Here is a 12,119-nt window from a genome sequence, read left to right on the forward strand (position 1 = left end):
GGCGTCGATCCAGCGGCGGGCGATGCGGGTGAGGAAGTCCGGGTCGTACTCGGTGGCGGTGGCGGTCAGGGCGTGTTCCATCCGGGTGCTGGTCCCGGGGTCGGTGACGGGCCGGACCCGGTCCAGGGCCTGGCTGATGATCGTGGCGGACCGGGAACCAAGGACGCCCGCGGCGAGGGCGGCGCCGAGTTCCTCGTGCCGGGGTGCCAGGGGCTGGCCGGTGGTCCCGGTGCCGGGCAGCACGGTCCCGGCGAGAGCCAGCCGGCGGTGGGCTTCGGTGGCGCTGATATGCAGGCGGGCGCGGAGGAAATCCCCGGCCCGCCGGTACCCGTCATCCAGGACCGGGTCATGGGTGGCAGCGGCGTCGGTGCGGGTGCGTTCGACCGCTGCCGCAGCGATGAGTTGCAGGTACTCCACGGTCCGGGAGATCTCCTCGACCCGGGCCGCGAACTCCGCGGCCTCCCGCACCCCGAACAACGCGGCGTCCGCGGCCGCCGTGACACTCAACCCCCGCAAGTCCTCCAGCACACCACCCAACACCGCACCGCCGGCAAGCTCACAGCCCTGCGCACCGCGCCGATCACCGTCCGGCCCACCAGCCGGACGAAACGCGAGAGCTGCACCGCTTCCCATAAACCAAGTCTCCCAAGGGGGTACGACAAAATAGCGACCACCACCTACGCGAACCCGCCACCGAACACGCCGCGCCGCTGCCGCGCCGCCACCGAACACGCCGCGCCGCCACCGAACACGCCGCGCCGCTGCCGCGCCGCAGTTGCAGCAATCGAAGCACCCCCGCAACCGACCACCCGCCCGCTTCGCCATGGCCGCCGGCGTCATACGGACACAATCAACAACCCCGGCCCGAAAGCACGCGCCGTGCCCGGTGCCGCCAGGGATTTCTACCGCGGCCCACCAGCGGAATCAGTCGCCTAGGACCGTGCCGTATTTCAGATCGGTAACGCTAGCTCCTATGCTTAGCTGGAGCCTTTGTAAGGATTTGGGGGCGAGTAGTCGTGAGGAAACTGGTAAATGAGTAGTGTTCTGACAATCCGCGGAGGCGTCCCGCTGACCGGCCGCGTCACCGTTCGCGGGGCCAAGAATCTTGTCCCCAAGGCGATGGTCGCTGCCCTGCTGGGCAACGAGCCCTCCGTGCTGCGCAACGTGCCGGAGATCAAGGACGTTGAAGTTGTCACCAGCCTGCTCCAGCTCCACGGCGTCACAGTGGACAAGGACCCCGTCACGGGCGACCTGACCCTGGATCCGACCAACGCCAAGACGGCCTCGCACACGGCCATCGACGCGCATGCCGGCGACTCCCGCATCCCGATCCTGCTGTGCGGTCCGCTGATCCACGCCATCGGTGAGGCTTTTATCCCGGACCTTGGCGGCTGCAAGATCGGCGACCGCCCCATCGATTACCACCTCAACGTCCTGCGCCAGTTCGGTGCCGTCGTTGAGAAGCGCCCGGGCGGCATCCACATCTCCGCTCCGCATGGCCTCAAGGGCGCCAAAATCGCCCTGCCGTACCCGTCCGTCGGAGCCACCGAGCAGGTCCTGCTCAGCGCCACCCGCGCCGAGGGAATCACCGAGCTTTCCGGTGCCGCCACGGAACCGGAAATCGTCGACCTCATCGCCGTGCTGCAGAAGATGGGCGCCATCATCAGCGTCCAGACCGACCGCACCATCCGGATCGAAGGCGTGCAGGACCTGGGCGGCTACAACCACCGCGCCCTGTCCGACCGCAACGAATCGGCGTCGTGGGCCTCGGCAGCGCTGGTGACCCGCGGCGATATCTTCGTCGAAGGCGCCACGCAGCGCGACATGATGACCTTCCTGAACACCTACCGCAAAGTGGGCGGCGGCATGGACATCGGCGAGGACGGCATCCGCTTCTACCACCCGGGCGGCAAGCTGAACCCGCTGGTGCTCGAAACCGATGTACACCCCGGGTTCATGACTGACTGGCAGCAGCCGCTGGTGGTCGCCCTGACACAGGCCGAAGGCGTGTCGATCGTGCACGAGACCGTGTACGAAAACCGGTTCGGTTTCACTGACGCCCTCATCCGGATGGGCGCCAACATCCAGGTGCACCGCGAATGCCTGGGCAGCGTTCCTTGCCGGTTCGGCCAGCGCAACTTCCTGCACTCCGCCGTCATCTCCGGGCCCACGCAGCTCAAGGGCGCCGACATTGATGTGCCGGACCTGCGCGGCGGCTTCAGCCACCTCATCGCAGCCCTCGCCGCCACCGGCACCTCAAAGGTCACCGGCATCGACATCATCAACCGCGGCTACGAGCGCTTCACCGAGAAGCTCGCCGGCCTCGGCGCCGACTTCGACATCACGTCGGCCCGGTAGCGGGGACCACCGTGAAGGAAACCGCCAAGAGCCACATCACCTTTGTCATCACGGCCGGAATTGTCCGACCGGTGATGAACCTGCTGATGAACAAGAAGTGGGAGGGCCTTGAAAAGCTCCCCGCGGGCGGCTTCATCGCCGTGCCCAACCACTGCACAGAGATCGACCCCCTGGTGATCGGGCACATGCTCTACAACCAGAACCGGATGCCGCACTTCCTCGCCAAGGGCAGCCTGTTCAAGGTCCCGGTGCTGGCTTCGGTGCTGCGCAACACCAAGCAGGTCCCGGTGGAACGTTCGACGGCGGGTGCCAACCGTTCGCTTCAGGTCGCCAGGGAAGTCGTGGACGAGGGCGGAGCCATCATCATTTATCCGGAGGGTACGCTGACGCGTGACCCGGACCTGTGGCCGATGAAAGGCCACACGGGGGCGGCCCGGATGGCGCTGGAAAGCGGTATCCCCGTGGTCCCGATGGCCCACTGGGGGGCGCACGAGGTCTTCCCCCGCTACGCCAAGCGTTTCCACATCTTCCCCCGGAAGACGTCCCGTGTGCTGGTCGGCGACCCCGTGGACCTGAGCGCCTTTGCCGGCCGCCCGCTGGACAAAGCGACCCTCACCGAGGCCACCAACGTGATCATGGACGCCATCACTGAACTGCTGGCCACCCTGCGCGGCGGCCAGCCCCCGCTGGTCCGCTGGGATCCGTCGGCCCACAACCAGTCAGCCCACGGGCGCTTCGTCGAACGCGGCGGCAGCACCTCGAACAGCGCGGGCGCCGGCGCCGCAGCCACTGCCCCTGGGTCTGGTACCGCGCCGGAGACCGGCGCCGCGCCTGTCACCAACACTGCAACGGACGCCGACGCCGGTAGCGCCGCGGACGGTACCAAGTGACGGCCGGACACCACACAGACGCCACCGGTTCTGCCCTGAACGTCGCGGTCCTCGGCGCTGGTTCCTGGGGGACCACGTTCGCGAAAGTGCTCGCCGACGCCGCTGCTGCCTCCGGCGTCGACCGCCAGATCCGCCTCTGGGGCCGGCGCGCCGCCGTCGTCGACCAAATCAACACCGCGCACCGCAACGAGCAGTACCTCAAGGACATTGCGCTGCCCTCCAGCATCACGGCCTCCACCGACGTCGCCGAAGTCGTGGACGGAGCCGACCTCGTCGTTCTGGCCGTTCCCGCCCAGACGCTCCGGCTTCAGCTGCGCGAATGGTCGTCCCTCATCGGACCGGAGGCCATGGTGGTGTCCCTGATGAAGGGCCTGGAACTGCACACCGACGCCCGCATGAGCGAGGTCATCAGCGAAGAGCTGTCCATCCCCGCCGAGCGCGTCGCCGTCGTGTCCGGACCCAATCTCGCCATGGAGATCGCCCGGGAAGAACCGACAGCCTCAGTAGTGGCCTGCACCGATGACGCGGCCGCCGGCTGGATCGCCCGTACCTGCACGGCACCCTACTTCCGGCCGTATACGACGTCGGACGTGGTCGGCGTCGAAATCGGCGGGATCGTCAAGAACATCATTGCCCTGGCGGTCGGCATCTGCGAAGGCAAACGCATGGGGGACAACACCAAAGCCTCCGTCATTACCCGCGGCCTCGCCGAGACGTCCAGGCTGACGCTGGCGCTGGGCGGCGAAGCGCGGACCATGGCGGGGCTGGCAGGACTTGGCGACCTCGTCGCGACCTGCTCCTCGCCGCTGTCCAGGAACCACACGGCCGGCCGCCTGCTTGGCACCGGCCTGACCCTCGACCAGGTCACCGCCGAGATGACGCAGACCGCAGAAGGCATCAAATCGGCCCAGGCCGTGCACGAACTGGCCGGCAAGTCCGGCGTCGAGATGCCCATCACGGCCGCCGTCGTCGCCGTGCTGGCCGGAAAACTGTCCGTTGACGAACTGGGACCGCTCCTGTTGTCCCGGGACCTGAAATCCGAAGGCGATTACTAAGAGTGTCTGAGATCAACGCATCAACAGAAGCTTCCGCGAGCCGGTCGCGTCCCCGGGTGGCCGTGCTCTTCGGCGGCCGTTCCAGCGAACACGCGGTCAGCTGCGTCACGGCGGCCGGCGTCCTCGGCGCCATTGACCAGGCCAAATATGAGGTGATCCCGATTGGAATCGCCAAGACCGGCCAGTGGGTCCTCGCCTCCGGCGACACCGCCCAGTGGTCGCTGTCTGCGACCTCCCTGCCGGAAGTGGCCCCGTCGGACCAGACCGTGACCCTCGCGGAGATCGGCGGGGAGCACCAGCTGATTGTGGCCGCCCCGAACCAGGTGCCGCAGGAACTGGGCTCCGTGGACGTCGTTTTCCCGCTGCTGCACGGGCCGTTTGGCGAAGACGGCACGGTCCAGGGTCTCCTGGAACTGTCCGACACGCGCTACGTCGGCGCTGGCGTCCTGGCCTCGGCCGTCGGTATGGACAAGCACTTTATGAAGGTGGTCTTCGAGTCCGCCGGGCTGCGGGTCGGGCCCTACATCGCCGTCACGGACCGCCAGTGGCTCACCGATCCGGAACTGGTGCGGAAACGTGTGGACGCCCTCGGGTTCCCGGTCTTCGTCAAGCCCGCCCGGGCCGGCTCCTCCATGGGCATCTCCAAGGTCGATTCGCTCGAGGGCCTCGATGCCGCAATCGAGGCGGCCAGGGAGCACGACCCCAAACTCGTCATCGAAGCCGGCATCGTCGGCCGGGAAATCGAATGCGCCGTGCTCGAAGGCCGGGGGACCGACGCCCCGCGGACGTCAATGCCCGGGGAGATCTCCGTGGCCGGCGGCGGCCACGACTTCTACGACTTCAACGCCAAGTACGTGGAGGACGACGCCGCCGCGCTGAGCTGCCCGGCCGACCTCCCCGATGAGGCAATCGCCCGGGTCCGCGAGCTGGCCGCTGTAGCGTTCGACGCCGTCGGCGCCGAGGGCCTCAGCCGGGTGGACTTCTTCTACACCCCGGACGGCGAACTGATCATCAATGAGATCAACACCATGCCCGGCTTCACGCCGAAGAGCATGTACCCGCAGATGTGGAAGGCCTCGGGCCTGGGTTATGCGGAACTGATCGACGAACTGATCCATCTGGCCCTGCACCGCCGGACCGGACTGCGCTAGTCCCCACCGGCTCCCTAACCTCGCTCCGCTTCGGCCAGGGAACCCTGCCGGCGTGGGCCCCACCGGCAGCTAATGCTCGCTCCGCGTCGGCCAGGGAACCCTGCCGGCGTGGGCCCAACCGGCGCCTAAGGCTCGCGCCGCTTCGGCCAGGGAACCCTGCCGGCGTGGGCCCAACCGGCGCCTAAGGCTCGCCCCGCTTCGGCCAGGGAACCCTGCTTTACTTGCCGGTCGGCAGGTTCGGCAGGTCTTCCTGGCCAACGCACTTGCGCGCGGCCTTGATCTTCGACGCCGGCGAGGCGAGCTCCGCCAGGACCGTCGCCGAGCTGATCTTGTTCGGGTCCATGAGGATTTCGGTGGCGGGTTCGCGCCCGAACGTGGTCAGTGTCCACACCGGGTTTCCCTCTTTGATGACCCAATCGACGCCGTTGACGCTTACACAGCGGTCAGTGGTGGGGCCGGGGACATTGACGCCGCAACGCAGGACGACGACGGACGGGTCACCCCACGCCGCGGTGGCCTGGCTGTTGGTCTTGCGCAGCTTCGCGTCGCCGAGGCTGTCCGGCAGCGCCAGCATCATGGGCGCGCACGCGGCGTTCGCCGCGTCCTTGGCCGGAGTGACGTCGACGACGGGGGAGCAGGCACTCAGGACGAGCCCGGCAGCGGCCGCCGTGGCCAGGAAACGAAGCGGACGAAGGAAGCCGGACGGGCGGAACTGCTGCATCCATCCAGCCTATCCCGGCCGGGGGAGCCGTTTGGCCGCCGCGGAGCTGCAGCCCGCCGTCGTTGTCGCCCCCTCGCGGTAGCGTAGGGCTGTGCCCGAACCACTGACGCAAAAGTCCCCAAAGCCCGAAGAGTCCGGGTCCCTCACCGTGGCCCAGCTCTCCGAGTCGGACCTCCTCGCCCGGATCTTCCCGCGGCTGCACGGCGGAGACACCAGCGCCCTGTTGCTGGGTCCCGGCGACGACGCCGCCATAGTCGCGGCGCCGGACGGCCGGACTGTGGTCAGCATCGACACTCAGGTGGCCGACCAGGACTTCCGGCTCAAATGGAACAACGGCTACCGCACGTCCGGCTACGACGTCGGCTGGAAGGCCGCTGCCCAGAACCTCAGCGACATCAACGCCATGGGCGCCCGCGCCACCTCCATGGTGGTCAGCCTCACCATGCCCCCCGAAACACTCGTGTCCTGGGTCGAGGACTTCGCGGACGGCCTCAGCGCGGGCATCCGCGAACTCGGCGCGCCCGGCTGTGCCGTGGCCGGCGGAGACCTGGGCCGTGGCCGCGAACTGGCCGTCAGTGTCGCCATCCTGGGCACCCTCGACGGGGCCGCCCCTGTGCTGCGCTCCGGTGCCGCCGCAGGGGACACCTTGGCACTCGCAGGTACCGTGGGGCGCGCCGCCGCCGGCCTGGCCCTGCTGGAATCCGCCACCCCGGTGGCCGAGCTGACCGCAGAACAGCGCGGCCTGATGGACAGCCAGTGCCGCCCGGCGCCTCCGCTCGCGGCCGGTCCGCTGGCCCGCGAGGCCGGCGCCACTGCCCTGATGGACATCTCCGACGGACTGGTCCGCGACGGCCAGCGGATGGCAGCAGCCAGCCACGCCGTCCTGGACCTGGATCCGGCCGCACTAAAAGAACTCGGCGACGACCTGCTGCCCGCGGCCGCACTGCTGGGCGCGGACCCGATGGCATGGGTGCTCGGCGGAGGAGAGGACCATGGCCTGCTTGCAGCCTTTCCAGCCGGCATTCAGCTGCCTCAAGGTTTCACTGCGATAGGCTCGGTAGTGGCCTCTGCACCAACGGACAGCACGGGCGTCACGATAGCGGGCCGGCCCGCGGACACCGTGGGATGGGATCACTTTGCAGACTAAAATTGCCGCCAACGCGCAAGCGATGAAGCGGTGGTTGGGCAAGGCGGAGACAACGCTTGGAAACCACAGCGACCGCCTGAACGCCATCAATATCTTTCCCGTCGCCGACGGTGACACCGGCACCAACCTCTACCTGACGGTGCGCGCCGCTGCCCGGGCCCTGCAGGACGTCCCTACTGAGACTGCCACGCTGCCGCAACTGAACCCGGGCACCCCGGTCCACGTGGCCGGTCCGCCGGACGCGGTCCAGAACGACGTCGGCGCCGTCCTGGCCAAGGCGGGCCAGGCAGCCATTGAGCAGGCACGCGGTAACTCCGGCACCCTCTTCGCCGTTTTCCTGTGTGCCGCGGCGGAGCCCCTGGCCGGGCACCCGCGGCTCAGCTCGCCCCTGCTGGCAGCCGCTCTCAACCGCGCCCAAATCAGGGCCTGGTCGGCGCTAAGTGACCCGGTACCGGGCACCATGCTTTCCGTGATGGAGGCAGCGGCCCGGGCGGCCGCCGCTGTGGACGCGGAGCACGACGGCGACGACAGTAACCACACGCTGGGGCTGGCGCTCGACGCCGCGGTCGAGGCCGCCCTGGCCGCCGTCGTCCGCACCGAGGATCAGCTCGAGGCCCTGCACTCCGCCCGCGTGGTGGACGCCGGCGGCGTCGGGATGCTGCTGGTGCTGGACTGCCTGCGCTCCGCCGTGCTGGGCGAGGAACTGCAGGACCAGCTGCTGGACGGACTGCACGGGTACGACGTCCAGGACCCCCACATCCACACGGACATGCCCCGGGACGACGGCGTGGAAGTCATGTGCACCATCACCCTCTCACCCCTGGACGCCGCCACCATGCGGCAGCGGCTCGATGAAATGGGGGAGTCCGTCATCATGAGCCAGGTGGGTGGCGAGGCCGACGCCAACGGCGCCTACCGGTGGCGGGTCCACGTCCACGTGCCCGACCCGGCGCCCGCCGTCGCCCTCATCCGCTCGCTGGGTGAACCCTCGGACTTCAACGTCAGCGACCTCGCGTTGCCCCGGGACCCCTCGGAGAGTTCCTCGGCGGGAATCCCGGACCAGGGTCCTGATACCGGGCCCGGCACCACGGACCTCGACGGACATGAACGCTGAACTTGAGCTGGGCCTGGAGCGCCGGATCGGCAAGCGCTCCGCAGCCGTCATCGAAAAGCACCTTGGCATCAGCACCGTCGGCGGCCTGCTGAACTACTTCCCCCGGCGCTACCTGAGCCGCGGCGAACTGACCCCCATCAGCGAGGTCCCGCTGGACGAGGAAGTGACGCTCATTGCGCGGGTGGTCTCCAACAGCACCCGCGCCATGCGCGCCCGCCGCGGTTCGCTAACCGACGTCGTGATTTCCGACGACGCCGGCACCGGCGTTCCCGGAACCCTCAAGGTCAGCTTCTTCAACGGCTTCCGGGCCAAAGCGGAACTCCAGCCGGGCCGGCGCGCGATGTTCTCCGGCAAGGTCACCCGCTATGCAGGATCGCTGGGCCTGACCAACCCGGACTTCCTGCTGCTCGACGAGGACCCCGACACTCCCGGGATGGACCCGGAAAAGCTCGCCGCCATGCCCATTCCTGTGTATCCCGCGACGGCGAAACTAACCAGCTGGTCCATCCAAAAGGTGATCACCACGCTGCTGGACACCGTGGAGCTCGGGGATCTGGATGACCCCCTCCCTGCGGACATCGCGGCCCGCGAGAAGTTCCTGCCGGTGGCCGACGCCTACCGACTCATCCACGCCCCGCAGTCGCCCGCCGACTGGCAGCGCGCCCGCGACCGCTTCCGGTACCAGGAAGCCCTCGTCCTGCAGTCCGCCCTGGCCCGGCGCCGGGCCCAGCTGGCGGCCGAGGAGGCGACGGCCCGCCGGCCGGCCACCGACGGCCTGCTCACGGCTTTCGACCGGCAGCTGCCCTTCACCCTGACCGCCGGCCAGGCCGCCGTCGGCAAGACCCTGGCCGGGGAACTGGCACAGGACTCGCCGATGAACCGGCTGCTCCAAGGCGAGGTGGGTTCGGGAAAGACGATTGTTGCCCTGCGCGCCATGCTGCAGGTGGTCGACGCCGGGGGACAGGCCGCACTGCTGGCGCCCACCGAAGTGCTCGCGGCCCAGCATTATGAATCCATCCGCCGCACTTTGGGCCCGCTCTCCCGGGACGGGCTGCTGGGCGGATTCGGCCCCGACGCCGTCCAGGTCACGCTGCTGACCGGCTCGATGCCCACGGCCGCCCGGAAACAGGCCATGCTCGACGCCGCCGCCGGGACCGCCGGGATCGTGATCGGCACGCACGCCCTGCTGAGCGACAACGTCTCTTTCTACGACCTCGGGCTCATCGTGGTGGACGAACAGCACCGCTTCGGAGTCGAACAGCGCGACGCGCTCCGCGCCAAGGCCAGCAAACCGCCGCACCTGCTGGTCATGACGGCCACGCCCATCCCGCGCACCGTGGCCATGACCGTGTTCGGTGACCTCGAAACCTCCATCCTCGACGAACTGCCGGCAGGCCGTGCGCCCATCTCCACCCACGTGGTGGGCCTGGCCGAGCATCCGGCCTGGGCCACCCGGATCTGGTCACGTTCGCGCGAGGAGATCGACGCCGGACACCAGGTCTACGTGGTCTGCCCCAAGATCGGAGCGGACGACGACGGTGACTTCAGCCCGGGGGAGGCCGAACCCACCGATGCCGACCTCGCGGAGACCGGAGGCCGGGAGCTCGCGTCGGTTACCGGCGTCGTCGAACTGCTTGGCGACGAACCGGCCCTCGCCGGGGTGCCCGTCGCGCCGCTGCACGGCCGCCAGGACCCGGTCCTCAAATCCGAAACCATGGCCTCATTCACGGCAAACCAGACCAAACTGCTGGTCTCCACCACCGTGATCGAGGTAGGTGTGGACGTGCACAACGCCACACTGATGGTGATCCTGGACGCGGACCGCTTCGGTATTTCCCAGCTGCACCAGCTCCGAGGCCGTGTGGGCCGCGGCGGCTTGCCGGGAACGTGCCTGCTGGTCACCACCCTGGAACCGGAGCATCCCAGCCGGCGCCGCCTGGACGCGGTGGCGGCGACCACGGACGGCTTCGAGCTCTCGCAGGAGGACCTCAAGCTCCGCCGCGAAGGTGACATCCTCGGCGCTTCGCAGTCCGGCGGCAGGTCGACGCTGAAGCTGCTGCGGGTCCTGGAGCACGAGGACGTCATCGCCCGGGCGCGGCAGGACGCCCAGGCCATTGTGTCCGCCGACCCGAACCTGGCCCGGCACAGTGTGCTCGCCGCGGCAATCGACGACTACCTCAATCCGGAGAAGGAGGCGTTCCTTGAACGCGGCTAGAACACAAACCATGGGCGGCGCTGCCCCGGCCCGGCGGGACGTACTGGCATGAGCCGTATCATCGCGGGGGCCGCCGGCGGCACACCGTTGGTCAGCGTCCCGGGTTCCCTAACGCGCCCCACCACGGACCGGGTCAAGGAAGCACTCTTCTCCCGGCTGGACGCCTTCGAGGTCATCGCCGACGCTCGGGTGCTGGATCTGTATGCAGGTTCCGGCTCCCTCGGCGTGGAGAGTGCCAGCCGTGGCGCGGCCGCCGTGGACCTGGTGGAGTTCGACGGGAAAGCTAGCGAGGTCTGCCAGCGCAACGCCGACCTCGTCAACACCGTCGCGCGGCGCAAGGTGGTGTCCGTGCACCGCTCCAAGGTCGAATCCTTCCTGGACCGGGCCGCCGACGCGACGCTCTGGGACCTGGCGTTCCTGGACCCGCCGTACCCGCTTGATGACGTGGCGCTGGCGGCCGTGCTCACCAAGCTGCTCCCGCACCTGGCCCCGGGCGGCGTCGTCGTGGTGGAACGGTCCGCCCGGACGCCGGAGCCTTCATGGCCGGAGGGTATGGAGCGTTTCGCGGAGAAGAAATACGGCGAGACCCGGCTGTGGTTCGCCGAACCCGGCGTTGATGAACCCCAGGCCGTGTCGGCACCGGACCCGGCGGGGGACAAGGACTAGTCCGACAGCACGTCCAGTTCGACACCGGCCAGCACTCTGGCAGGGTGCGGACCCCGAGCCGTGAGGGCCGCAGTCCACGCGGCGGGCCAGGGGACCTGCGTGCCGGTCAGGATGATGTTGCCGGGATGCCGGCCGGCGAACATACCGGTCTCGGCGAAGGCAGCCACATCCGCCATCGCTCGGCGCAGCGCGGCCACCTGGCTGCGCACCAGCGTCAGCCCCGGTTCGTCGCCGACGTTGACGATCAGCACCCCGCACGGGGTCAACCGGGCGGCCGCCTCCCGGTAGAAGTCAGTGCAGGCGATGTGCTCCGGCGCTTCCGGTCCGGAAAAGATATCCAGGATCACGACGTCGAAGCGCAGCCCCGCAGGCAGCTCGGCCAGGGACTCCCGGGCGTCGCCGATCAGGGTGTGCAGCTCGGTGCCCTGCGGCATCGGCAGCTGCTGGAGGACGAAATCCAGCAGCTCCCGTTCAAGCTCCACCGCGTACTGGACGGAGCCCGGCCGGGTCGCCTGGATGTACCGGGCAAGCGTGAGGGCACCGGCACCGAGGTGCAGGGCCGTAATGGGTTCACCCCACGGCGCAGCAAGATCCACCACGTGGCCGATCCGCCGCAGGTACTCGTAGAAGATGTCATCCGGCTCGGCCAGATTTACGTGGGATTGCTCGGCCCCGCCGATGCTCAGGACGAATCCGCCGTCGGTGAATTCGTCCGGCTCGATCACGGCGTGCTGACCGGTGGTGCGCAGGAACCGGGTGGCCGTGGGGCCTCCCGCCGGAGCTCCAGCGTTCCCGGCCGGAC

11 protein-coding genes are annotated in these 12,119 nt (G+C 68.9%); 8 read left to right on the forward strand and 3 right to left on the reverse strand.

Translation table 11 applies throughout. The features are described 5' to 3' along the window. Window positions 1–507 (reverse strand): DUF222 domain-containing protein (locus AC1DHY_RS05235; RefSeq protein WP_476903269.1); only part of this gene is annotated, 507 nt, incomplete at its 3' end. A 525-nt stretch (window positions 508–1,032) separates the two neighbouring features. Here AC1DHY_RS05235 and murA point away from each other — a divergent pair. From murA to AC1DHY_RS05255, 4 genes are read left to right on the forward strand one after another with little or no spacing between them, the layout of a single operon-like run. After that, on the forward strand, window positions 1,033–2,358 hold the full coding sequence (murA, locus tag AC1DHY_RS05240; protein ID WP_476879970.1) for a UDP-N-acetylglucosamine 1-carboxyvinyltransferase: 1,326 nt from the start codon (window positions 1,033–1,035) through the stop codon (window positions 2,356–2,358). 11 nt (window positions 2,359–2,369) lie between these two features. Then, window positions 2,370–3,248: a lysophospholipid acyltransferase family protein gene (locus tag AC1DHY_RS05245; RefSeq protein ID WP_476879971.1), complete on the forward strand. Its 879-nt coding sequence runs from the start codon at window positions 2,370–2,372 to the stop codon at window positions 3,246–3,248. Next, a complete protein-coding gene (locus tag AC1DHY_RS05250) occupies window positions 3,245–4,303 on the forward strand; it encodes an NAD(P)H-dependent glycerol-3-phosphate dehydrogenase (RefSeq protein WP_476903270.1) in 1,059 nt (352 codons plus the stop codon). The genes AC1DHY_RS05245 and AC1DHY_RS05250 overlap by 4 nt, the downstream gene beginning before the upstream one ends. Before the next feature lie 2 nt (window positions 4,304–4,305). Continuing rightward, entirely contained in the window at window positions 4,306–5,454 is a 1,149-nt protein-coding gene (locus AC1DHY_RS05255) for a D-alanine--D-alanine ligase family protein (protein ID WP_476903271.1), read from the forward strand. 217 nt (window positions 5,455–5,671) lie between these two features. On the opposite strand, the gene AC1DHY_RS05260 is transcribed toward AC1DHY_RS05255, so the two are convergent. After that, window positions 5,672–6,175, reverse strand: coding sequence for a DUF3515 family protein (locus tag AC1DHY_RS05260; RefSeq protein ID WP_476903272.1), 504 nt, complete (start codon window positions 6,173–6,175; stop codon window positions 5,672–5,674). A 91-nt stretch (window positions 6,176–6,266) separates the two neighbouring features. Here AC1DHY_RS05260 and thiL point away from each other — a divergent pair, with 91 nt between their 5' ends. From thiL to rsmD, 4 genes are read left to right on the forward strand one after another with little or no spacing between them, the layout of a single operon-like run. Further along, window positions 6,267–7,322: a thiamine-phosphate kinase gene (thiL, locus tag AC1DHY_RS05265; RefSeq protein WP_476879974.1), complete on the forward strand. Its 1,056-nt coding sequence runs from the start codon at window positions 6,267–6,269 to the stop codon at window positions 7,320–7,322. Window positions 7,323–7,344: 22 nt separating this feature from the next. Further along, window positions 7,345–8,436 carry a DAK2 domain-containing protein gene (locus AC1DHY_RS05270; RefSeq protein WP_476879975.1) on the forward strand — a complete coding sequence of 364 codons (1,092 nt, stop codon included), beginning with the start codon at window positions 7,345–7,347 and terminating at the stop codon, window positions 8,434–8,436. Further along, window positions 8,426–10,651 (forward strand): ATP-dependent DNA helicase RecG, encoded by a 2,226-nt coding sequence (locus tag AC1DHY_RS05275; protein WP_476903273.1) that lies wholly within the window; start codon window positions 8,426–8,428, stop codon window positions 10,649–10,651. Before AC1DHY_RS05270 ends, AC1DHY_RS05275 begins: the two co-directional genes overlap by 11 nt. A 48-nt stretch (window positions 10,652–10,699) precedes the next feature. Further along, complete coding sequence (gene rsmD / locus AC1DHY_RS05280; protein ID WP_476903274.1) at window positions 10,700–11,317, forward strand: 16S rRNA (guanine(966)-N(2))-methyltransferase RsmD; 618 nt, start codon at window positions 10,700–10,702, stop codon at window positions 11,315–11,317. Here the strand turns inward: rsmD and AC1DHY_RS05285 are convergent. Then, window positions 11,314–12,066 carry a spermidine synthase gene (locus AC1DHY_RS05285; RefSeq protein WP_476879979.1) on the reverse strand — a complete coding sequence of 251 codons (753 nt, stop codon included), beginning with the start codon at window positions 12,064–12,066 and terminating at the stop codon, window positions 11,314–11,316. The two genes, rsmD and AC1DHY_RS05285, sit on opposite strands and share 4 nt — an antisense overlap. Between the last annotated feature and the right edge of the window lie 53 nt (window positions 12,067–12,119).

Source organism: Arthrobacter sp. 05L44, assembly GCF_056397605.1.

What these genes read in the sequence shown, in the direction of transcription:
- murA (WP_476879970.1), top strand. Translation starts at nt 1,033, where the DNA reads ATGAGTAGTGTTCTGACAATCCGCGGAGGCGTCCCGCTGACCGGCCGC.
- AC1DHY_RS05260 (WP_476903272.1), bottom strand. Translation starts at nt 6,175, where the DNA reads ATGCAGCAGTTCCGCCCGTCCGGCTTCCTTCGTCCGCTTCGTTTCCTG.
- AC1DHY_RS05270 (WP_476879975.1), top strand. Translation starts at nt 7,345, where the DNA reads ATGAAGCGGTGGTTGGGCAAGGCGGAGACAACGCTTGGAAACCACAGC.
- AC1DHY_RS05275 (WP_476903273.1), top strand. Translation starts at nt 8,426, where the DNA reads ATGAACGCTGAACTTGAGCTGGGCCTGGAGCGCCGGATCGGCAAGCGC.
- rsmD (WP_476903274.1), top strand. Translation starts at nt 10,700, where the DNA reads ATGAGCCGTATCATCGCGGGGGCCGCCGGCGGCACACCGTTGGTCAGC.